Origin of the sequence: Chryseobacterium populi, from assembly GCF_000282115.1 — a bacterium.
Classification (GTDB): domain Bacteria; phylum Bacteroidota; class Bacteroidia; order Flavobacteriales; family Weeksellaceae; genus Chryseobacterium; species Chryseobacterium populi.
Map to the genome: position 1 here is coordinate 109182 of NZ_AKJY01000003.1, position 21386 is coordinate 130567.

A 21386-nucleotide genomic window follows, 5' to 3' on the forward strand; every position below is an offset into this window, starting at 1 on the left:
TTAAAGATGGATTGTAAAATTAAGAGAGAGTTCAAATTGCCAATCAATGATGATGAAACTCATTAAATCAATGGGGAATAAACTGTTTTACCGGATTATCAAAGGTTAAGCTGCTTCTGAAATTCCTCAAGATATTTTGCTATATGAAAGCCATCAGCCAGGCCGTGATGGGCTTCAACAGAAACAGGCAGGTGTTTTCTTCCGTCGCGGATACTGAATTTACCGAAGGTAACCTTCGGAACAGATTCTGTTTTATCAAAGTTCGTTGGATGCAATAAAGCACTGAAAGAATTCCAGGGGATTGTGGAGTGTCTTATTAAATCTTTCCCCAGATCATCATTATGTATTCTGATCCCGGTGGAATTTTGTACTGCTTGAATTTCTTTTTGTAATTCGGAATTGAAAGTTTCAAAGTCTTCTGAAAAAGGGATATAGGAGAAACCAAAAGTACCGTCTGCACGGCCAATAGTGCTTCCCGCATGAATGGTATCATATAAAACAACCTGGTCATCAATAATCCGTGTTTTTAATTCATCAACAGAATTGATGGCAATCATGGATTTGTGAAGGTAGTATGCAAAAAAAGAATAGCCTTTTGTTTTTACGGTATGATAAGCTTCCGTACAGTCTACTTCCGCTGTAAAACCAAAGTACGGACTTGCCATATTGGAGAAAAAATCAAAATGTTCTTTTCGGTTCCATTGTTCCCGGTCTATAATCTTCATTTTATCCTGATTTATTTTTGCAAATTTCCGGAAGTTTTCCGGTTTTAAAAAATTGCAGTAACAGAAAGTTGAATTATATAAAAATTTTATCATGAATTTTGCCAGGACCCTGGATGATCATTTCAAGTATATTTAACAATATCTTAATTGAATGTTCTATTAAAATTTTACGAAAAAGAATTATTTTTCATAAAATTTTATGAATTTATTATGGAAATTTCCGGGGCTTTTTTAGCCGTTATTATAGAAGCCATTCTCTCTTTTTTTCTGATTAAGAAAGAAAATTCAAAGAAAAACCTCTTTTTAATACTTTATATTGTCACGGTAACTTTAGACCTTCTTTGGGAATACTTTATTTTTAACTATGACCATAAAAGTACTTTATTGATAGATGCCTATCCTTCAAGTTTCAGGCTTCTGAAAGGCCCTCTTTTATTTTTGGCAGGCAGATGTTTGCTAAAGTACCCTATTAACTGGAAGCATTATCTTCATTTTCTTCTGTTCTTTGTGGTATTCATCTGTAATGTTATTGTTCTTTTTATAGGATCAGAATCTCAGAGCTTTCACGGGTTTTATCTATGGATCTTTAAAATTTATCCTTTATACTGGTGTGGCTATCTGATCGCTGCCCTGACTGTGCAGATCAGGCACAAAAACCGGGATAATGCATTTCAGATGCTGTTTATCAAATTTTTATTCTTTGTTCTGGCTTCAGTGATTACATATACAGTCTGCATATTCGGAAAATTAGCAGACAAAGAGCTTTTAAGGGTCATTTACACGTTCTCTTTTTTTATTCAGTTTGCCCTTTTGATCCGGCTCAATCAAATAGACAGGCAATTGTCCGGTACAGATCATAAAAATGAAAATATAGCTATTAATGAAATTCAGGAAACCTTAACCGTTCAGAAAAAAAATATAAAATACAAAACCTCTGTACTAAGCAAAGATTATATTGATAATACGAACAGACAATTGATTGAGCTGCTAAAAAACAAAAAAATCTATACAAAGGAAGATTTAAATATGGAAGATATTTCCAATATGATCCATGTCTCTAAGAATCATTTGTCCCAATGTATTTCCGAAGGTCTTCAGACCACCTTTTATGACCTCATCAATAAATACAGAATTGAAGAATTCATTGTACAGATTAATCAAAATCCGGATTTGCAGATCAGTGAACTTTATTACCAGTGCGGATTCAGATCCAAAGCTACTTTTTATAAATATTTCAAACAGGAAACAGGAATAAATCCCAACGATTACAGAAAAAAAATACTTTGGGAAAAAGAACTGGAACAATCTATTTAATACTACCGCTTGTCTGTTAATAAATAATTAAAATAATGTAATTCATTTTAAATTAAATAGTTATAGGTTTATTTTATAGAAATAAGTTCATCTCAATATAAATGAACTTTTCAAAATTAAAGTCGGAATAGTTTTGCAGCAAATCAAACTGTACCTGTAAAAATGAAAAAACTGACATCAACTTTGGCTATTGCCCTTTTCTTTGCTTCCATACAATCTTATGCCCAGATTCAGGTAAGCGGAAAAGTGGAAGATTCCCAGGGAAGACTCCCGCAAGCTAAAGTTTTAACGAATGATAACAAGATCTTTGTTCTCACAGACAACCAGGGGAATTTCAGCATTACTGTTCCTGAAGGTTCAACTTCTATTACCATAACTTATGAAGGCTATTCCGACAAGATTATCGATATACATCCTTCAGCAAATCTGAAAATTGCAGATGTAGGTGTAATTGTTCTGGAAAACAGAGAAAAAGTAAAAAGTATTGAAGGGATTACCATTGCTTCTGCTTATAAACCATCACAGGCCAGGGCACTGAATATTAAAAAGAACTCTGAAACTATTTCAGATGTACTGGCTTCAGATGCGATTGGAAAACTGCCGGACAGAAATGCTGCTGAAGCAATTCAAAGACTGCCTGCCGTAACGATTGAAAGGGATATGGGAGAAGGAAGATTTGCTGCCGTGAGAGGAACACCTATCCAATGGAGTTCATCTACCCTTAATGGAAACAGGATGCCGAGTGCCAGTGGAGATTTTGCCAACAGAGGCTTACAGATGGATATTTTCCCCTCGGAACTGATCCAATATGTAAAATTATCTAAAACTCTGACTCCTGATATGGATGGGGATGCTATTGGCGGATCCATAGATTTCATTACTAAAACAGCAGTAAATAAAGAAACATTTTCTGTAAATCTGGCAGGTGGCTATGTCAACCAATCCCAGTCTCCCAGCTATAATGCTTCAGTAGTTTACGGGAATAAAATCACGGATAAACTTAAATTTATCACTTCTGCCGTTATTTGGAACCGGGAAACGGCAATTGATAATTTCCAGATGGTGTACGATTTCAACAATAAGGATAAAGTAAAATCTTTTGCAATCAATCAGTTACAATTGAGAGACTATATTGCCCGGAGAAGGACATTAGGCTTTAATGGAGCCCTGGATTATCAGATCAATAAAAATAATAAGCTTTATTTCAAGGGGTTGTACAGCCAGTATATGGACCGGCAGTCTGTAAGAGAATCCTATTTTAATTTTAATACTAAAAATGTTCAGTTACAGGCCAGACATGCAGATTATATTACTGATCTATATTCTTTTGACGTGGGTGGCGAACATAAATTATCAGATAAATTAAAATTAGACTGGTCTTTGGTCAATTCAAGATCAAGCTTTGAATTCAATTCTCCTGAAAACCTAAGTAAAGATGAAAGAGGCTATCCTATCGTACTTTTCAGACAGGACATGACCTATGGAAATCTTTCAAGTGACGGGCTTAAATATTTAGCAATGGACTCGCCGGACGGTACCGGAGATGCTTCCGATGTTGTATTGCCGCATAACTTAAGTGCTATGGACCCTACTAAAATTTATCTATATCAAACCATTATCAGCAGAAATAAAAACAGCGAAAGAGATTACAGAGCCCAGCTTAATTTCAATTATAAGCTAAATGACAGGATCAATCTGAAAGCCGGAGGAAAATTAATCAATAAAGATAAAAATTTTACTTCCAGCATTTATGTATGGATGCCTTCAAAGCTGCTGGGAATTCCCGGAGCTGCACCTCTTGTCTATCTCAACCAGCTGCAGACGGAAAATTTCCCTTACAACGGAGGGTTTCTTAATCCCCTGAACAATCCTTATAATAATGTTTTGATCAATCAGATTACCAATAGCCAGATTGACCAGATCTATTCTCCGGAATTTATAGCCAATAATACAATGTTAAATATTCAGGGAGCCAATACGGCAAGCAACCTTGCTTCTTCCTACTCCGGAAAAGAAAATGTGTATTCGGCTTATGTAATGGGGAATTTCAGACTAACGGATAAGTTTAGCATTATCGGAGGAGTGAGAAATGAATATAATGTCACCGATTTCAGAGGAAACAGGGTTGTACAGCAGGGAAATGCCACAAGTGCAGAGCCTGTAGAAAAAGAAAATAAATACAATGCCTTTTTACCAATGGTCAATATGAAGTATAACCTGGATGAAAATACAATTTTCAGGGCTTCCTATACCCGGTCATTTGCAAGGCCTGATTTCAGTGACCTGAATCCCGGTTTACAGATCAATGATGCTCTCCAGACCATCACAGAAGGCAATGCCGGATTGAAACCTACTTATGCAAATAGCTTTGATGTAATGTTCGAAAAATATTTTTCCAACCTCGGGATCATCTCTGTAGGAAGTTTTTACAAGAGCCTCAGCAATATCATTTACCAGGATCAGACTACAGAACAAAGAAATGGTCTCACTTATCTTAAAACTTCACCAAGTAACCTGGAACAGGGATGGCTGTTTGGACTGGAAGCCAATTTCAGCAAACGTTTTACAGGACTGCCCGGTTTATTGCAGCACTTCGGGGTTGAAGGAAACTATACTTTTGTAGACTCAAAAACCGAAATTCCGGTATATCAGAACGGTACAACCGTAGATAAAATTGAAACCACTCTACCTAAACAGGCGAAGCATATTTTTAATGCAAGTGTTTTTTATGAAACAGATAGGCTAATGATTAGGCTTGCCGGAAATTATAAAGGAAAATATCTCAATGCCATCCGTTCTCTCGCCGGTCCTGAACATTATCAGTGGTTTGATAAAAACTTTACACTGGATGCTACGGCTTCTTATGCATTTTCAAAAAAAATAAGACTGTTTGTAGAGCTCAACAACTTACTTAATGAACCCAACAGATTCTATCACGGAGAAAAGGCAAGAACAGAAAGTGTTTCTTATACAGGCTTCCGTGGACAGGTAGGCGTTTCATTAAACTTTTAATCTAAATATTTCAACATGAAAAAAATAATAATATCCATATTCGGATTATTATCTGCTATGGCTGTTGCCCAGAACAAAAAAGAATTCAGTGGCTATCCAAAAGATCTTAAAATCAATCAGATCCAGGTTTTGGGGACCCACAACAGCTATGCAAAGCCAGTAGATCCAAAAGTCCTTAAACTGGCAACCGGTATTATGGCTAAATTCAAAGATTCATTTTTTGATAGCATGCCTGCCGATGAAAAAGCTAAATTTAAAGAATATCACCCTAACGGATTGGATTTTGCAGAAGCCCTGAACTATAATCATCCCGACTTCAATGAACAGCTCAATGCCGGTATGAGAAACATTGAGATAGATGTTTACTATGATCCTACAGGAAACCGATTTAATAAACCCGCTTCTTACGAAATTTTGAAGAAACAGGGAATAACCGACCTTGAGCCCTATTCCACTGAAGACTTAGACAAGCCGGGGTTTAAGGTATTGCACATGGCGGATCTTGATTTCAGAACACATTATACAACTTTTAAAAAAGCATTGAAGGCTTTAAAAGACTGGTCTGATAAAAACCCGGATCATATCCCCATTTTCATCCAGATAGAGGCTAAAGATTCCGGGCTTCCCATTTTCCCAAATGCTGCGGAAGTTCTGAAATTTGATAAAAAAGCATTTGATGACCTGGATAAAAACGTTGTTTCAGTATTGGGACGAAATAAAATCATTACACCGGATGATGTTAAAGGTAAATACAATACCCTGAATGAAGCCGTACTTCATAACAACTGGCCTACAGTAAATGAATCAAGAGGAAAATTTGTTTTTATTTTATTACCTTCCAGTGCAGGAATCAGTAACAGCGAATCGCCTTATTTAACGGAACATCCGGGGCTTAAAGGAAGGATGATGTTTATCGAATCTGTTCCCGGAAAAGACTATTCTGCATTCATCCTTTATGATAACGCGATTGTAAGACAAAATGAAATCCAAAAGGTGGTAAAAGAAGGCTATCTTGTAAGAACACGATCAGACATAGAAACCTATGAAGCTAAAGTAAATGACCGGACCAGGGAAAAAGCAGCATTTTCCAGTGGAGCTCAGGTGGTTTCTACCGATTTTTTCAGAAAAGGAAATACTTACGGAACCGATTATTACGTAACCCTTCCCGGTGGAGATACTGCGAGATGCAATCCTGTAAATTCCCCTGAAAACTGTCAGAAAAAATAGTCATCAACTATTCCATAAAAAGCCCTGAATATCTAAATGTTCAGGACTTTTTTATAAAATATGAAAGTTTATTTTGTTGAAATTTAAAATCTGCAGATCATAAGAAACAGAAAAGCAGTTAGTTTAAAAGTATCAGTTTTAAAGGTTGACAGTTTTCATTTTATATCTTAAATTTACAAGAAATAAAATGTTTTTTTGACAAAATTTGTATTGGATTTGCGAGCTGAAACTGGAAATTAAATTTTCAATTTTTAGAAAGTTTATCTTCAAAACAAATGGTTTAATCATCTTTAGAGCTTTTGTGATTAATTTAATAAAAGTAAAATGGAAACAGAAAGAATAGGATTTATCGGATTAGGAAATATGGGTCACCCGATGGCGAAAAATTTAGAAAAGGCAGGCTTTACACTTTCGGTTTTTAACAGGACAGAAGAAAAAGCAGAAGATTTTAAAGATAAGTCAATCGTACGCAGCAGTGTGGGAGAATTGGTTAAAAACAGTGACATTATATTTACCATGCTTACCAATGACCATGCTGTGAAAACGGTTTATAAAGAAATCCTGTCTTTAAATATCAGTGGAAAGCTGTTTATTGATATGAGCACCATTTCTCCGGAAGCCACTAACGAGATGGCCAATGCCGTAAAAATAAAAGAAGCTGGGTTCATTGATGCACCGGTAGCCGGAAGTACAAAACCGGCAGCCGACGGAACTTTAATTATCATGGTCGGTGGAGATGAAAAAGATGTACAGCGTGCAGAACCGTATTTACAGAACTTAGGAAAAATCATCAGGCATTTAGGGGGAAACGGAAAAGGAATTGCAGCCAAGCTATCAGTTAATTATTTTCTGTCAGCAATTTATCAGGGGCTAGCTGAAACAGTTTTATTTGCTGGCAGACTAGGAATAGAGCGAAAAGAGATGCTGGAAATCATCAATGAAAGTGCAAGCGGAAGCGGTGCCACAAAAGTAAAAACCCCTTTACTGATTGAAGATAATTATGAGCCGGCATTCGCATTAGACCTGATGTTGAAAGATATTCTTCTGGCAAGAAATGCAGGAGCAGATTACCCTTTGTCAGAAACTTTGATAAAAACCTACCAGGCAGCGCATGATGAAGGCTTTGGGGAAGATGATGTGATCGGAATTATCAATTATCTTAAAAAATAAATAAGAATCCAATTACTGTTTGAAAATAAAAACATATCATGAAAGATTTTAAAACCATATTTTTCTTTTTACGGCTTCCCGTTGCTGTCTCATTAGTAGGACACGGTCTGGTGCGTCTGCCGAAATTAACAGCTTTTAGCGAATGGATGGTTACTACAATGGAAAAATCTGTAATCCCTGCCGCTTTGATTCTTCCTTTCAGTTATATTTTGCCTGTAGCAGAAGCTGTTATAGGGATTCTTTTATTAGTCGGGTTTAAGACAAAATATACCCTGTATGCAGGTTTGATATTGATGAGCGTTTTAATTATGGGAAGCTGTTCAATTGAAAACTGGTCTGCAGTTGAAGCACAATTATTGCATTCCCTTTATATGTTCGGATTACTTTGGCTGATGTTGAAATATAATATGGAGAAGATCATATCGTAGAATCAATTACACCAAATCAAAAATATGGAAATACAGAATTATAAAGGTAACAGTTGGACTGCCAGAAAAGTTGATAATACCTTCATCGTAAGTGTAAAAAACGGATCTGGTATTATAGAATCTCTGACTGATTTTGTGGTCAGCCAACACATTCAGTCAGGCGAGGTCACCGGGATCGGTGCTGTGAGTGAAGCGACCTTACGTTTCTTTCAGCCTTCTACAAAAAAATATGTTGACAAAACTTTCAATGAACAGATGGAAGTAACCAACATTTCCGGGAATGTCTCTGAAATTGATGGTAAACCCTTACTGCACCTGCATATTACTTTAGGAAGAGAAGATTATACAGCATTGGCAGGACACCTTCTGGATGCTAAGATCAGAGGTGCCGGGGAATTTTTCTTTTATCCTTTGAACGCAAAACTGAGCAAAACAAAAGATGAAGATGCAGGAATTAATTTCTACGATTTTGAAAAATAGATATCAATAGAAACAGGCCTTAGCGTTTTACTTTATAAAAGAATTCAAAAGCTTTAGTCCAACTTAATATTCTTAAGCTCTTAAAAAGCTTTGATATTTTAAAATCAATCCGATAGGCTCTCTGAAATCTTTCATTTTTATTTCCTCATTTAAATCTCCATTCACGATTTGATTACATCACCGATGGATCTGGCTATATAGAAAACTTTTTTCCTTGGCATCTTTGCAACATCAATTTAATATTAAAAATTAAAAAAATGGAAACAAAAAAAGTATGGCTGGTCACAGGAGCTTCAAAAGGTTTGGGACTTATATTAATTAAAAAATTGCTGAAAGAGGGTTTTAAAGTGGCGGCTACAACCCGAAATACAGAGTCATTGATTAATGAGATCGGAAATGCATCAGAAACGTTTTTACCATTGGAAGTTAATTTAACGGATAACAACAGTGTAAAGCAAGCCATTGAAAAAAGCATTGCCCATTTTGGAAAGCTGGATGTTATCGTAAACAACGCCGGGTATGCACAGATAGGAACTTTAGAAGAGCTTTCCGACGAAGAATCAAGAGAAAACTTTAACGTTAATGTATTCGGTTCGTTAAATGTAATCAGAAACGTAATGCCTTATTTACGTGAGCAGAAATCCGGGAATATATTTAATATCTCGTCAGTTGGAGGGCTTTTAGGAGGCTTTGCAGGTTGGGGAATTTACTGTTCCACTAAATTTGCAGTAGCAGGATTTACAGAAGCATTAGCCGAAGAAATTAAGGAATTCGGAATAAAGGCAACCGTTGTTTATCCTGGATATTTCCGTACAGATTTTCTTACCCAGGGTTCTGTGAGAACGCCGGGACAACCCATTATGGAATACGAAACAGCACGTGAATCCGAGAAAGTACATCTTGACAGCATCAATGGAAATCAGCCTAACGATCCTGAAAAAGCTGCTGAAATTTTAATCGCTGTCAGTAAAGAACAACACCCGCCGGTACATTTGTTATTAGGAACCGATGCATATAAAATGCTTCAGAATAAAGTCGGTATCCTTAAAAAAGATACTGAAGAATGGAAAAGCTACACGCTTTCAACATCATTATAGATCATCATAAAATGAATACAGCTGGAAAAGACTCTTCGCTTTAATTCAATTGCGGAATTTCACAGTTTCTGCAATCTTCCCAATCCTGAACATCCGTTGATCAGCCTTATTGATTACAGTAAGGTCTCTTATCCGGTGGATGACAGGGAAATGAAATGGATACAGAACTTTTATTCCGTTGGATTGAAGCGGAATGTCAATGCTAAATTCAATTATGGGCAGCAGCAGTACGATTTTGATTCGGGGGTGCTTACCTTTATTTCTCCATTACAGTTTTTGAAAGTGGAAATCAATCCCGATGTCAAAGTAGAGCCTACCGGCTGGCTGCTGCTGATTCATCCCGATTTCTTATGGGGAACTTCTCTCGCCAAAAAGATCAAATCATATGATTTTTTCCAGTATGCTGTCAATGAAGCATTATTTCTTTCAGATAAAGAAGAAAATGTGATTGTAGATATTCTCAGGAATATAGAAAAAGAATACCAGTCTAATATTGATAAATTTAGCCAGGAACTTATTGTCGCCCAGATAGAGCTACTTCTCATTTATGCTGAAAGGTATTATGAACGGCAGTTTATCACCAGGAAAAAAACAAGCCATGAAATTTTAGACCGTTTTGAAGAAATTCTTTCCGGATATTTTCAAAATGAACAATTCATTAATAACGGGATTCCCACTGTTAAAGCCATTGCCGAAAAAATGAATATTTCCCCGAACTATTTAGGAAGCCTGCTACGCATCCATACCCGGCAAAATACCCAACAGCATATCCAGAATAAAATCATTGAATATGCCAAAGAACGCTTAAGCACAACTGCTTTATCTGTCAGTGAAATTGCTTATGAATTGGGATTTGAGCATCCGCAGTCATTCAGTAAACTGTTTAAACAGAAAACCAGTCAGTCGCCTTTAGAATTCAGAAGTTTCTTTTCATAAATTATTCCGGATGATGATAATGGAATTTTCTTTTTAAAAGAGGAAAAAAAACAGGATTAACTCACCCATTTTTAAGATTTTGGTTAGATTTTTGAATCATAAAATATAAACCAGATCACACCATTGAAACTAATTACATTCACAAAAAAAGGAATCTATTGTCCACAGGGAAAATTTTATATTGATCCTTGGCGGCCTGTTGAAATGGCGGTTATCACCCATGGCCATGCCGATCATGCCCGGTGGGGAATGAAAAAATACCTTTGCCATCATTTTACAAAACCTATTTTATACCAGAGGATCGGTGTCGATATTGAGTGCCAGAGTATAGGATACAATGAAGTGATCAATATCAATGGAGTAAAAGTTTCGTTACATCCTGCAGGACATATCATAGGATCAGCACAGGTCAAATTAGAATATAAAGGTTATAGCAGCGTTATCTCCGGGGATTATAAAATTCAGGATGATGGTTTAAGTACTCCTTTTGAACTGGTAAAATGCAATGAATTTGTCACAGAAAGTACCTTCGGGCTTCCCATTTACAACTGGCTCGATATTGAAGAACTCAATAAAAGACTTCAAAACTGGGTGCTGAGAAATAAAGAAAACGGAAAAACTTCCGTATTTATCGGCTATTCTTTAGGAAAAGCCCAACGGATTATGAAAGCTGTGGAAGGTCTTGGAAAAATACACGTTCACTACTCTATCGGAAAGCTGAATGAAGCTTTTGAAAATGTGGGAATACGACTTCCCGATTATGAAATTCCGGATTTTAAAGAAAGTACCAAATATTTGCAGAATGAAATTGTCATTGTGCCACCCGCCCTTTTAGACAGCAGCATTATCAGGAAAATCCCTGAAGCTGCAACAGCGATCTGCTCAGGCTGGATGCAGGTTCGCGGGGCCAGAAGATGGCGGAGTGCCGATGCAGGATTTCCTATGAGCGACCATGCCGACTGGGCCGGATTGCTACAGGCTGTAAAAGCCACCGAAGCTGAAATTGTACACGTTACGCACGGCCAGACCGAAGTTTTTTCAAAATACCTGAATGAAATCGGGATGAAAGCTGATGTTATAGAAACATTATATGGCGAAGATGAAGAAGAAGCTGAAAAAGAGATCATCGAAAATCCAGGGCCATGAAACATTTTGCAGAACTCATTAATGCCCTTGAAAGCACCAATAAAACCAATGCTAAAATTGATACCATTATCGATTATCTGGAACGCGCCCCGGAAACAGATAAAGTGTGGTTTATTGCCTTATTTACCGGGAAAAGACCTAAGAGAAATGTGAACACCAACCTGATGAAAGAATGGGCGCTGGAAATTACAAAGCTTCCTTTCTGGCTTTTCCAGGAAAGTTATTCTTCAGTAGGCGATCTCGGTGAAACACTTTCATTAATCCTGCCGCAGCCAACAGAAAAAATTGACCGTTCCCTTTCACACTGGATGACCGATATTATCAGTTTAAAAAATAAAACCGAAGCCGGAAAAAAAGAATTTGTCCTGCAATCCTGGAACGGTTTAGACTATATCGAAAGATTAATTTTTAATAAATTATTAGGCGGAAGCTTCAGAATCGGGGTTTCGTCAAAAAACCTGATCAATGCGCTGACCAGATATTCAGGGTTGGAAACCAGTGCCTTAATGCACAGCATGATGGGTAAGTGGGAACCCGGTGAGATTTCATTTAAAGAATTGATCTCAGCAGAAAATGTAAATCCGGACAACTCAAAGCCCTATCCGTTCTGCCTTGCCTATCCACTGGAAAAAGAGCTTGAGGAATTGGGAGTACCGGATGAATGGCTGATCGAATATAAATGGGATGGAATCCGTGGACAGATCATCCGGAGAAATGATGAAGTGTTTATCTGGTCGAGAGGAGAAGAGCTGGTTACCGGACAGTTTCCTGAAATTGTAGAAACTGTAAAAGCGATGACCGGGAATTTTGTCCTGGATGGAGAAATACTTGCAGTAAAGGAAGGTAAAGTTTTAAATTTTAACGAATTACAGAAAAGACTGAACCGGAAAAATATCACTAAAAAAATGCTTTCCGATATTCCGGTTGAAGTTTTTGTGTATGATTTAATCGAGCTTGAAGGAACCGACCTCCGGGAGAAGCCGATCTCTGCCAGAAGAGCAATGCTGGAGGAATTACTTCTCAGTCAAACCTCTGATAAGATCAGGATTTCTAAAATTATTGAATTTAAAAAATGGGAAGAGCTCGATGCCATAAGAGAAAGCTCCCGGGAGATCAACAGTGAAGGACTGATGCTGAAACAAAAAAACTCACCTTACCATTCCGGAAGAAAAAAAGGCGACTGGTGGAAATGGAAAATCAATCCGCTTACACTTGATGCCGTACTGATCTATGCCCAAAAAGGCAGCGGAAGGCGAAGCGCCTATTACACTGATTATACCTTTGCCGTGAAAAACGGAGACTCTTTGGTTACGATTGCAAAAGCATATTCAGGACTTACAGATAAAGAAATAATGGAAGTCAGCCGTTTCGTCAATAAAAATGCCATTGAAAAATTCGGGACGGTGCGTACCGTAAAAGCCGAACTTGTTTTTGAAATTGCTTTTGAAGGAATTGGCTTCAGCAGCCGTCATAAAAGCGGTGTAGCCCTGCGTTTCCCCAGAATTGTAAGATGGAGGAAAGATAAAACCGTAGATGAGATTGATAATCTGGAAGAAATAAAAAAACTGATACAATAAATTGACTGCTTTTGAAAATACCAACGGATTCAAAGTCATTCAGCAATGGATGGCTGATAAAGACATTTCCCCTTTCAGATTCCAGCTGGAAACCTGGCAAAAATATGCAAAACGTTACAGTGGAATGGTGATTGCGCCTACAGGCTTCGGGAAAACCTATTCGGTATTTTTAGCTTTAATTTCAGATTATCTCACTTACCCTGATCAATATAAAAAAGGGCTTAAAATGATTTGGGTCACCCCACTCCGTTCCCTGTCAAAAGATATTGCAAAAGCAATGCAGGAAGCTATAGATGAGATAGGCCTGGATTGGGCTGTCGGAGTGAGAAACGGGGATACAGACCCGAAAGTAAGGCAGCAGCAGGTTAAAAGCATGCCCGAAATTCTGGTGGTAACTCCTGAAAGTCTTCATTTGCTTCTTGCCAAAAAAAGTCATGCGAGATTTTTTAACGCCCTGCACTGTATTGCTGTAGATGAATGGCACGAATTATTAGGTTCAAAGCGTGTTGTGATGGTAGAACTGGCTGTTTCTCAGCTAAGAAAATATGTCCCGGAAATTAAAATATGGGGCATTACAGCAACGACAGGAAACCTCGATGAAGCCATGGAAGCTTTAATTCCTTACCCAATTAAAAAGACAAAAATCACGGCCAAAGAACAAAAGAAAATTGAAATTCTTTCTTATTGAAGGAAATCACGACCGGATCTCAGAAGAGCTTGAAGCAAAACTTTGTTTTGATTTTAAAGCCCGGCGATTAGAAGCAGACCATTTTATTTTTGTACATGAATTTGATAAAACAGAGCCTAAGTTTCAGGTCACAGGACATATTCATCCCGGGATTGTCCTGAATTCTTCTGTGAAAAACCTTCGGCTTCCGTGCTTTGTGCAGACAGCCAATCAGCTGTTGTTGCCTGCTTTCAGTGAATTTACAGGTTTGGACACCAAAAATATTCCTAAAGGCAGAAAGTTTTTTGTATTTACAGATGCTGAGATTCAAGAGCTGTAATAATCGGTTTTGCCGATGACCGCTATCGAAAAAAAACGTTTTACAGATCTAGAAATATTAAGGAAATTTGCAGTATGAAAATCATTCCACTAAAAGAAGGCAATTTCTCGGCCAGTAAGACCAAAGATTTCACGCTTCTCACAGAAGAGAATTCTGATACGGTAAAAGGAATCAAAATGTCTGTACAGCCGTTTCTTATTATTACAAAAAAAGATTATATCATTCTGGATGCAGGAATCGGGTGGGAAAATAATGCCGGAAGAAGTGTTATTTCTGAAATCCTTGAAAGAGAAAATATTTCTCCGGGCCAAATTACGAAAGTCCTTCTCTCCCATCTTCACAAAGACCATATTGAAGGAATGATAAAATATACAGACACCGGTTTTGATTCCTGCTTTCCCAATGCTGAAATTTATATCCAGAAACGCGAGCTTGATTTTGCAATGGAAAATAAAGGAAACCCTTCTTTTGATTTCACTGCTTTGGAAAAACTGATCCAATTGCCCATAGTCTGGATGAATGATAATAAGGGGCAGATTACAGAAGAAATTTCTTATGAAGTTGTTGGCGGGCATACCCCTTTTATGCAGGTTTTCTGGATTACCGATGAAACAGGAACTGCTTTCTATGGAGCAGACAATCTTCCGCAGGCATCTTATCTGAAATACCATGTTGCCTACAAAAGCGATTATGACGGCAGAAAAGCAATGGAACTAAGACAGGTCTGGCAAAAAGAAGCTGAAGAAAAACATTGGAAAATATTGTTGTACCATGATCTTGATCAGGCTGTATTAACTTTTTAATCCGGATTATAAATCGTTGAACCATTTGTAAATATCAATTTCGGAAGGAATGTGAAGCTTTTTCCGGAGCCTGTTTTTACGGTTTTGAACAGCCTTGGGAGTAAAATAGGTATACGTTGCAATTTCTTTGGTAGATACAACGTGAAGCCTTTTAAATCCTATGGTTACTTTATGTTGATGTTATTTCTGAAATTTATTATCCTAATAGGGTAAGGTTTCAAATTTAATGGAATATTTCAATTACTTTTTATGATTGTGATCAATGTTTTTCAGTAATTTTAGAGAAAATAATCCCCGGGATGTGGTATCTTGTTATTAGGATGTTTGAGAAAATAAATTTCTCTTTACTTAAACGAATGAAGACAAAATCCCCTATTCTTTTCAGATTCCTCTGACCCGGCAACAGCTGGCTTCATTTACAGGGCTTTGCGTAGAAATGGTAATACGGGTGATAAAAAATATAGAAAAAGAACATCTTTTAAAAATCAGAAACCGGAAAATATTTTACTAAAAAACTAAAAACCATGAACTCACGAACTGTAAAGGGAAATCTGTGGATTGCCCGGAAAATAGAGAATGCCTATATTCTAAGCCTTGAAGATAGGGCAAGTATGATCGATACACTGACAGATTTTATGCTAAACCAGAAGATCAGAGCCGGAAAAATATCTGGTGTTGGTATTCTCGATAACGCTATCCTGCGTTTCTTTGATCCTTTGTTAAAGAAATATTGGTATGGTGAATTGGCAGATTTCATAGAAGTTTATGATATCTCAGGAATTATTTATGAGTTTGAAGGAAAAACTCTCCTGGCTTTGGAAATCAGGTTGGAAAGTGAAAACCATACCGTATTATCCGGACATCTTATGGATGCAACGGTGTCCGGAAAAGCCGAATTCCTTTTTTATCCTTCAGAAAATAATAATAGCCCTTCTAAAAATAAGGTAAAGAAGCCAGATCTTACGGATCTTAATTATTGGAGCAGGAATTGAGATTATTCCGAAAACAATATCTTTTTGAATGCTTCGCCGGCCAGGTGTACCTGTACCGACCAATCATCGGCTGCGTCACTTCCTGCATCATCCGAAATGTATTTCAGGCACAGGAACGGAATGTTTTCTTTCATGGCAATCAGAGCTAAAGGATAAGCTTCCATATCAACGATATTGTAGCCGGTTTCTGTGTGATCCATTTCGAAGCTGTCTCCGCTTCCGCAGATTCCGGTTTTAAGTTGATCCATTTTTAAACCGTATTCCAGTACCGGCGGGATTCCGGATAATGGCGTTTCAAATTTCTTGAATCCCAGTCCGCGTACATCCATATCACGCTGGATAAATTGGGTACAGCAAATCACTTCTCCTTTATGAAAGCTTTTACTTCCTGCTGAACCCAGGTTAACGATCAGTTTTGGCCGGTTCAGAAGAATTTCTTTTGTTAAGGCCGATGCCGCATTTACTTTACCGATTCCGGTGATCAATTTATGATTTTCATGAAAAAATTCTCCGGCTTCAGATTCCAGGGCAAAAACAAAAAGGATATCCGAAACTGAATAGACGGATTCATCATTAATTCTTATCATTGATCAGCAAATTTTTGTGATGCAAATATAAAAAATTAGTTAAGAGTTATGAATTATGAGTGATAAGTTGGGGCTGGAAGTTGGAGATTTTGATAATGATATTTATAGTTAATACCCATTCCTATCAACTCTTAACTCTTAACTTATAACTCAAAACTTACTAAACCTGATGCTGTACAGCGTAATAATCACAGTGATTACCAGAAATAAAGCTCCGATCCAGGGTGTGCTTCCCAATCCTAAAGAAGATGTTACAATAAGGCCTCCGGTGTATGAACCAATCGCAATCCCGATGTTGAAAGCTGCAATATTGATTCCTGAAGCTACATCTTCGGTTCCCGGAAGCTCTTTTTCTGCAATCTGTACCACCAGAAGCTGTAATCCCGGAACTGTTGCAAAAGATAGAGCTCCAAGGAAAAACAAGGTTATGATACTCAATACCGGACTGTGTACGGTAAAATAAAATATGAATAATACCAGGCCTTGTGCGATAAACATCCATAACAGGGCTTTCAGAGGGTTTTTATTGGCTACTCTCCCACCGATCAGGTTTCCCAGGGCGATGGCAATTCCATAGATCAGCAGGATAACGGTTACCAATGATTCTTTCAGTCCCGTAATTTCCTGTAAAACCGGGGAAAGATAGGTGAAAACAACAAATGTTCCTCCATATCCCATTGCAGTCATTAAGAAGGCAAAAATTAAGCGTTTATTTGCCAGTACTTTCAACTGTTGCTGTAAAGAAGCTGTTTTTCCGTTTTTTAAATCAGAAGGAACAAGGATCATACTTGCCAGTAACCCGATAATTCCCAGGATAGCAACCCCGATAAAAGTAGCCCTCCAACCGAAATGCTGCCCGATAAAAGTACCCAGCGGAACACCTGTAACAATGGCAAGGGTAAGCCCGGCAAACATGATGGAAATAGCAGTCGCTCTTTTTTCTTCAGGCACTAATGACGCAGCGATAGTAGAGCCTATGGAAAAATAAACCCCATGGGCAAAACCTGTCAGTATCCTCGCAAGAATTAAGGTAATAAATCCGGGAGCTATTGAAGCCAGCCCGTTTCCGATCACAAATAAAAGCATGATGGAGATCAGAAGAATTTTACGGGGAATTTTCCCTGTAAGCGCAGTAAGTACGGGAGCTCCGATAGCTACGCCAATAGCATAAAGGCTTACTAATAATCCTGCTGACGGAATAGATATTCCCAGATCTCCTGCTACTGTCGGTAAAAGGCCTATAATAACGAATTCTGTAGTTCCGATTCCGAATGCGCTGACGGTTAAAGCCCAAAGTGCTGCCGGCAGTCCTTTTTTTATGACCTTGTTTTCCATGGGAGAGGAAATTTCTTTTTGATAATTCATTGTATTCTGTTTTTGATTGTTATTTCAACCCTGCAAATTTCCGATGAAATAATGTATTATAAAAATTACTTAAATAGTAGTTTTATATCAGAATAATAATACATAAATAGTTTTTGCTATCTTGGAAAATTTGAAATGACGATAAAAAATTGTTCCTTTGTAAAAAAAGACCAACCGGTATTTTTATGAAAAAGTCTGAATCCACAAGATTGAATATTCTTCAGAAAGCATTTGACCTGATTTACACAAAAGGATATCAGACCACAAGTGTTGATGAAATTATTGCCACAACCCAGGTAACAAAAGGAGCTTTTTATTATCATTTCAAAACCAAAGATGAAATGGGACTGGCAATCATTAATGAGCTTCTCAGGCCAACCTTCAAAACAACTTTTATTGATTCGCTGGAAGCTGCAGTAAACCCGTTAGATAGCATTTATCAATTGATGTATTCCATACTCATGGAAAATGAATTTTTAAAGGTGGAATATGGATGCCCGGCTTCTAATTTTACCCAGGAAATGGCTCCATGGAATATTGAATTTACCAAAGCTTTAAATGACCTTTCGCAACAATGGGAGAATACCATGATTGAATGTATCGAAAAAGGGAAGAAAAACGGAACTGTGAAAAGTAATGTGAATGCTAAAGGCGTTGCAATTTTCGTCATGTCGGGATATTGGGGAATAAGAAATTTAGGAAAATTGGAAAACAGCAAGTCAGTTTATCTTGTTTATTTAAAGCAACTTAAGGATTTTTTCCAAACAATGGAATAATTTTTTTATTCAAAAACATACTAATTAGTATGTTTTTATTGTACTTTTGTCATGCATAAAAATAAATCATGTACCAAACCTTAACGTTTTTGCACTCCATCTTTCGCTGGCTGGTTTTATTAAGCCTTTTATATGCCATATTCAGATCATATAAAGGCTATTCTTCAAGTAGAAAATTTTCAAAAACAGATGATTCGGTAAGACACTGGACGGCAACAATTGCTCATATTCAGCTGGTGCTGGGTATTATATTATACTCTCAAAGTCCGGTTATTAAATACTTCTGGAAGAATTTTACTACCGCTAAAGAATCTTTTGACCTGCTGTTTTTCGGACTGATCCATATTTTCCTGATGCTGTTTTCCATTGTGACCATCACTGTTGGTTCGGCAATGGCCAAACGAAAAACTATGGATAAAGAGAAGTTTAAAACCATACTGATATGGTTTACAGTGGCTTTAATTATTATTTTCATTGCTATCCCGTGGCCCTTCTCTCCTCTGGCTAACAGACCTTATTTCAGATAATTATGATACATTTATTACAGTCAAAAACCGGACGTTTACGGATCCTCGCCTTTCTGGAAGGAATTTCATTATTAATATTAATCTTCGTAGCCGTACCGGTGAAATACTGGATGGGAAACCCTTCTTTTGTAAAACTGATGGGACCTGTTCACGGAACCCTGTTCTTGCTTTTTTTATTCAACACACTGAGTGTAGGAGTTGAGCAGCAATGGAAATTTAAAGAAACAACCTGGAAAGTGCTTGTTGCATGCTTTATCCCTTTTGGAACTTTTTATATTGACAGAAAAATTTTGAGTAAATTATGAAAAACCTATTAATCGTCTCTGGAATTATCCTTATAATCTATTGTGCTTACCGTGTTTATAAGTATCAGACTCTGGATAACGGCCTGGACCAACTGATCACGAAAGGTGCCGTTATTCTGGATGTAAGAACGGAGAAAGAATATGAAACAGGCCATATCACCGGCTCGGTAAACATTTCATTAGGAACCATCAGAGACAGATATATGGAACTGGATCCTGATAAAACCTATATTACCGTATGCTCACACGGACTTCGAAGCGTAAAGGCTGAGCAGATTTTAAAAGAAAAAGGTTTTAAGCACGTCTACAATGGTGGTGCATGGAGTGATTTGCAGAAAACTTTAAAATAAAAATATCGAAAGAGCTAAAAACTTTTTCGATATTATGAATTTTTGACTGAAGGACTTAAATGATCTTACATCTTTTGTTTAGCTTCAGCTAAAGTCACTGTTTTCCCTAGGGCACCGAATTCATGCAGGTCACCGAAAACCTCAATTCTGATCGACTGATCCAATCCACCGATTCTTAACGCATCGAAACCACTGTCCTGGATTAGTTTTTCAACTTCAGGGTCAATACTGGTGTCATCTGTTGCATAAAACAATACTGATTTTTCAGGACTCTGATAGGCAACGTTTGCTAATGATCCAGCACCCAAAGTACCCAAAGCTTTGGCTAATTTTGCATGAGCCGGTAAGAATGCTGCATTGATTTCTCCTGCAGATTCTTTCTCTCCGATAATTTTTTTGAACCCTCCGTTTTCAGCCGGAGCAATAGGATTGGATGGGTCTATAATAATTTTTCCTTCCAGATCCGCAGAATATTCTTTGATGAATCCCCCAATGGTCTCAAACGGGATCGCCAGTACAACGATATCTGAATTTTTTACAGCATTCGGGATGTCACTTGCTTCAGCATTCCATTTTTCAGAAAGTTCTTTTGCTTTTTCTATATTCCGGTCAGCAGCAATAAAGCTGCGGTTAGATTTTGCAAGGTTTCCTGCAACAGCCTGTCCTATGTTTCCTAAGCCGATTACGGCTACTTTTGATGATGTTGTCATAACTATTTCTTTTTAAAATTTATACTGCAAATATCTTATGAGAAAAGGTCTCTTTCCAATAAACTGGATCAAGAAACAGCATTGACATGGTTTAAGATTTCGGCTTAACAAGCCTGTTTCTCATCCTGCTGAGAAATTCGGGAGTAATGCCTAAGAAGGAAGCAATCTGAGTCTGCGGAAGGCGATTGGATAAGTGAGCATAGATTTTCATGAAAGAGAGATAGCGTTCTTCAGCGGTAGAACTTATATTCTGTAATAAACGGTCCTGTAAGGCCACAAAACTGTTTTCAATTAAAATTCTGAATATCCTGTCAAATTTCGGTGCACTGGTGTAAAGCCTGATCAGGTTTTCATGACTGATCTGAAGAACCATTGTGTCTTCCAAAGCATCAATATTTAATTCTGACGGCGTTCTTTTATGAAAGCTTCCTATATCGTTTATCCACCAGTTTTCCGGGGCAAACTGAATAATATGGGTATTCCCTTTTTCATCTACTTTGTACATCCGGAGACAACCGCGGATCACAAAATTAAACTGATTGCACAGGTCTCCTTCCTGAAGTACATATTGCCTTCTTCTGTACAGCCTCGATTTGAAAAGCTCTGTTACAAGCATACATTCTTTATCGTTTAAAGGAATCAGCTTATTGAAATATTCAATTAATGGTTCTACAGATGCCTGTATCAGATTTTCTTTCATGTGAAGGTTTCTAATAACAAATTTACAATTCCTGAATAAATTATGTAATATTTTATAAACTGTTCTGTAATTTTTTAACGGAAACTAAAAACAAATAAGCCGCCTCAAAAGTTGAGACAGCTTATTCTATTTAAATCTAACTGAGTGTGAAA

24 protein-coding genes are annotated in these 21386 nt (G+C 37.4%); 19 read left to right on the plus strand and 5 right to left on the minus strand.

The window, feature by feature from the left end:
• Positions 1–98: 98 nt before the first annotated feature.
• Positions 99–725: a chloramphenicol acetyltransferase gene (locus tag PMI13_RS01415; protein ID WP_007839890.1), complete on the minus strand. Its 627-nt coding sequence runs from the start codon at positions 723–725 to the stop codon at positions 99–101.
• A 210-nt stretch (positions 726–935) separates the two neighbouring features.
• Here PMI13_RS01415 and PMI13_RS01420 point away from each other — a divergent pair, with 210 nt between their 5' ends.
• The 15 genes from PMI13_RS01420 to PMI13_RS01485 all read left to right on the plus strand — a co-directional run bounded on the left by PMI13_RS01420 (position 936) and on the right by PMI13_RS01485 (position 15914).
• A complete protein-coding gene (locus tag PMI13_RS01420; protein WP_007839891.1) occupies positions 936–2039 on the plus strand; it encodes an AraC family transcriptional regulator in 1104 nt (367 codons plus the stop codon).
• Positions 2040–2201: 162 nt separating this feature from the next.
• A complete protein-coding gene (locus tag PMI13_RS01425; RefSeq protein ID WP_007839893.1) occupies positions 2202–5051 on the plus strand; it encodes a TonB-dependent receptor in 2850 nt (949 codons plus the stop codon).
• A gap of 15 nt (positions 5052–5066) precedes the next feature.
• Positions 5067–6278 (plus strand): Ca2+-dependent phosphoinositide-specific phospholipase C, encoded by a 1212-nt coding sequence (locus PMI13_RS01430; protein ID WP_007839894.1) that lies wholly within the window; start codon positions 5067–5069, stop codon positions 6276–6278.
• A 324-nt stretch (positions 6279–6602) separates the two neighbouring features.
• Positions 6603–7448 carry an NAD(P)-dependent oxidoreductase gene (locus PMI13_RS01435; protein WP_007839896.1) on the plus strand — a complete coding sequence of 282 codons (846 nt, stop codon included), beginning with the start codon at positions 6603–6605 and terminating at the stop codon, positions 7446–7448.
• A gap of 38 nt (positions 7449–7486) precedes the next feature.
• Positions 7487–7876, plus strand: a complete 390-nt coding sequence (locus PMI13_RS01440; RefSeq protein WP_007839897.1) for a MauE/DoxX family redox-associated membrane protein — start codon at positions 7487–7489, stop codon at positions 7874–7876.
• A 24-nt stretch (positions 7877–7900) separates the two neighbouring features.
• Positions 7901–8356: a PPC domain-containing DNA-binding protein gene (locus PMI13_RS01445; protein WP_007839899.1), complete on the plus strand. Its 456-nt coding sequence runs from the start codon at positions 7901–7903 to the stop codon at positions 8354–8356.
• Positions 8357–8613: 257 nt separating this feature from the next.
• Complete coding sequence (locus PMI13_RS01450) at positions 8614–9453, plus strand: SDR family NAD(P)-dependent oxidoreductase (RefSeq protein ID WP_007839901.1); 840 nt, start codon at positions 8614–8616, stop codon at positions 9451–9453.
• 150 nt (positions 9454–9603) lie between these two features.
• The gene (locus tag PMI13_RS01455) at positions 9604–10389 is read left to right on the plus strand and encodes a helix-turn-helix domain-containing protein (protein WP_007839903.1); all 786 of its coding nucleotides are present in this window, start codon (positions 9604–9606) and stop codon (positions 10387–10389) included.
• Positions 10390–10512: 123 nt separating this feature from the next.
• Positions 10513–11535: a ligase-associated DNA damage response exonuclease gene (locus PMI13_RS01460; RefSeq protein ID WP_007839905.1), complete on the plus strand. Its 1023-nt coding sequence runs from the start codon at positions 10513–10515 to the stop codon at positions 11533–11535.
• Positions 11532–13112: an ATP-dependent DNA ligase gene (locus PMI13_RS01465; RefSeq protein ID WP_007839907.1), complete on the plus strand. Its 1581-nt coding sequence runs from the start codon at positions 11532–11534 to the stop codon at positions 13110–13112. The genes PMI13_RS01460 and PMI13_RS01465 overlap by 4 nt, the downstream gene beginning before the upstream one ends.
• 1 nt (position 13113) lies before the next feature.
• Positions 13114–13800 carry a DEAD/DEAH box helicase gene (locus PMI13_RS01470; protein WP_007839914.1) on the plus strand — a complete coding sequence of 229 codons (687 nt, stop codon included), beginning with the start codon at positions 13114–13116 and terminating at the stop codon, positions 13798–13800.
• Positions 13781–14119 (plus strand): metallophosphoesterase family protein, encoded by a 339-nt coding sequence (locus PMI13_RS01475; protein ID WP_007839916.1) that lies wholly within the window; start codon positions 13781–13783, stop codon positions 14117–14119. Before PMI13_RS01470 ends, PMI13_RS01475 begins: the two co-directional genes overlap by 20 nt.
• Positions 14120–14193: 74 nt before the next feature.
• Positions 14194–14922 (plus strand): MBL fold metallo-hydrolase, encoded by a 729-nt coding sequence (locus PMI13_RS01480; RefSeq protein WP_007839919.1) that lies wholly within the window; start codon positions 14194–14196, stop codon positions 14920–14922.
• A 385-nt stretch (positions 14923–15307) separates the two neighbouring features.
• Positions 15308–15433 carry a helix-turn-helix domain-containing protein gene (locus tag PMI13_RS20825; RefSeq protein WP_262483282.1) on the plus strand — a complete coding sequence of 42 codons (126 nt, stop codon included), beginning with the start codon at positions 15308–15310 and terminating at the stop codon, positions 15431–15433.
• A gap of 13 nt (positions 15434–15446) precedes the next feature.
• A complete protein-coding gene (locus PMI13_RS01485) occupies positions 15447–15914 on the plus strand; it encodes a PCC domain-containing protein (RefSeq protein WP_007839921.1) in 468 nt (155 codons plus the stop codon).
• A gap of 2 nt (positions 15915–15916) precedes the next feature.
• Here the strand turns inward: PMI13_RS01485 and PMI13_RS01490 are convergent, their stop codons facing one another.
• Together PMI13_RS01490 and PMI13_RS01495 are read right to left on the minus strand one after the other, a co-directional pair.
• Positions 15917–16501, minus strand: coding sequence for a 5'-methylthioadenosine/S-adenosylhomocysteine nucleosidase family protein (locus PMI13_RS01490; protein ID WP_007839923.1), 585 nt, complete (start codon positions 16499–16501; stop codon positions 15917–15919).
• Between the two features lie 150 nt (positions 16502–16651).
• A complete protein-coding gene (locus PMI13_RS01495) occupies positions 16652–17866 on the minus strand; it encodes an MFS transporter (protein ID WP_007839925.1) in 1215 nt (404 codons plus the stop codon).
• A gap of 185 nt (positions 17867–18051) precedes the next feature.
• Between PMI13_RS01495 and PMI13_RS01500 the strand changes: the two genes are divergently transcribed.
• The 4 genes from PMI13_RS01500 (at position 18052) to PMI13_RS01515 (ending at position 19824) form a co-directional block, all read left to right on the plus strand.
• Positions 18052–18642 (plus strand): TetR/AcrR family transcriptional regulator, encoded by a 591-nt coding sequence (locus tag PMI13_RS01500; RefSeq protein ID WP_007839926.1) that lies wholly within the window; start codon positions 18052–18054, stop codon positions 18640–18642.
• Positions 18643–18710: 68 nt separating this feature from the next.
• Positions 18711–19169, plus strand: a complete 459-nt coding sequence (locus PMI13_RS01505; protein WP_007839927.1) for a hypothetical protein — start codon at positions 18711–18713, stop codon at positions 19167–19169.
• Between the two features lie 2 nt (positions 19170–19171).
• Complete coding sequence (locus PMI13_RS01510) at positions 19172–19474, plus strand: DUF3817 domain-containing protein (protein ID WP_007839928.1); 303 nt, start codon at positions 19172–19174, stop codon at positions 19472–19474.
• Positions 19471–19824 carry a rhodanese-like domain-containing protein gene (locus PMI13_RS01515; RefSeq protein ID WP_007839929.1) on the plus strand — a complete coding sequence of 118 codons (354 nt, stop codon included), beginning with the start codon at positions 19471–19473 and terminating at the stop codon, positions 19822–19824. The genes PMI13_RS01510 and PMI13_RS01515 overlap by 4 nt, the downstream gene beginning before the upstream one ends.
• 65 nt (positions 19825–19889) lie before the next feature.
• Here the strand turns inward: PMI13_RS01515 and PMI13_RS01520 are convergent, their stop codons facing one another.
• Positions 19890–20534 carry an NADPH-dependent F420 reductase gene (locus PMI13_RS01520; protein WP_007839930.1) on the minus strand — a complete coding sequence of 215 codons (645 nt, stop codon included), beginning with the start codon at positions 20532–20534 and terminating at the stop codon, positions 19890–19892.
• A 91-nt stretch (positions 20535–20625) separates the two neighbouring features.
• Complete coding sequence (locus PMI13_RS01525) at positions 20626–21234, minus strand: Crp/Fnr family transcriptional regulator (RefSeq protein WP_007839933.1); 609 nt, start codon at positions 21232–21234, stop codon at positions 20626–20628.
• Between the last annotated feature and the right edge of the window lie 152 nt (positions 21235–21386).

Bases quoted from the DNA above. Each gene is read 5' to 3' on its own strand.
- PMI13_RS01455 (WP_007839903.1), top strand. From the start codon at position 9,604: ATGAAATGGATACAGAACTTTTATTCCGTTGGATTGAAGCGGAATGTC.
- PMI13_RS01440 (WP_007839897.1), top strand. From the start codon at position 7,487: ATGAAAGATTTTAAAACCATATTTTTCTTTTTACGGCTTCCCGTTGCT.
- PMI13_RS01500 (WP_007839926.1), top strand. From the start codon at position 18,052: ATGAAAAAGTCTGAATCCACAAGATTGAATATTCTTCAGAAAGCATTT.
- PMI13_RS01490 (WP_007839923.1), bottom strand. From the start codon at position 16,501: ATGATAAGAATTAATGATGAATCCGTCTATTCAGTTTCGGATATCCTT.
- PMI13_RS01505 (WP_007839927.1), top strand. From the start codon at position 18,711: ATGTACCAAACCTTAACGTTTTTGCACTCCATCTTTCGCTGGCTGGTT.
- PMI13_RS01425 (WP_007839893.1), top strand. From the start codon at position 2,202: ATGAAAAAACTGACATCAACTTTGGCTATTGCCCTTTTCTTTGCTTCC.
- PMI13_RS01430 (WP_007839894.1), top strand. From the start codon at position 5,067: ATGAAAAAAATAATAATATCCATATTCGGATTATTATCTGCTATGGCT.
- PMI13_RS01480 (WP_007839919.1), top strand. From the start codon at position 14,194: ATGAAAATCATTCCACTAAAAGAAGGCAATTTCTCGGCCAGTAAGACC.
- PMI13_RS01445 (WP_007839899.1), top strand. From the start codon at position 7,901: ATGGAAATACAGAATTATAAAGGTAACAGTTGGACTGCCAGAAAAGTT.
- PMI13_RS01420 (WP_007839891.1), top strand. From the start codon at position 936: ATGGAAATTTCCGGGGCTTTTTTAGCCGTTATTATAGAAGCCATTCTC.
- PMI13_RS01525 (WP_007839933.1), bottom strand. From the start codon at position 21,234: ATGAAAGAAAATCTGATACAGGCATCTGTAGAACCATTAATTGAATAT.
- PMI13_RS01520 (WP_007839930.1), bottom strand. From the start codon at position 20,534: ATGACAACATCATCAAAAGTAGCCGTAATCGGCTTAGGAAACATAGGA.
- PMI13_RS01495 (WP_007839925.1), bottom strand. From the start codon at position 17,866: ATGAATTATCAAAAAGAAATTTCCTCTCCCATGGAAAACAAGGTCATA.
- PMI13_RS01515 (WP_007839929.1), top strand. From the start codon at position 19,471: ATGAAAAACCTATTAATCGTCTCTGGAATTATCCTTATAATCTATTGT.
- PMI13_RS01510 (WP_007839928.1), top strand. From the start codon at position 19,172: ATGATACATTTATTACAGTCAAAAACCGGACGTTTACGGATCCTCGCC.
- PMI13_RS01435 (WP_007839896.1), top strand. From the start codon at position 6,603: ATGGAAACAGAAAGAATAGGATTTATCGGATTAGGAAATATGGGTCAC.
- PMI13_RS01465 (WP_007839907.1), top strand. From the start codon at position 11,532: ATGAAACATTTTGCAGAACTCATTAATGCCCTTGAAAGCACCAATAAA.
- PMI13_RS01485 (WP_007839921.1), top strand. From the start codon at position 15,447: ATGAACTCACGAACTGTAAAGGGAAATCTGTGGATTGCCCGGAAAATA.
- PMI13_RS01450 (WP_007839901.1), top strand. From the start codon at position 8,614: ATGGAAACAAAAAAAGTATGGCTGGTCACAGGAGCTTCAAAAGGTTTG.
- PMI13_RS01415 (WP_007839890.1), bottom strand. From the start codon at position 725: ATGAAGATTATAGACCGGGAACAATGGAACCGAAAAGAACATTTTGAT.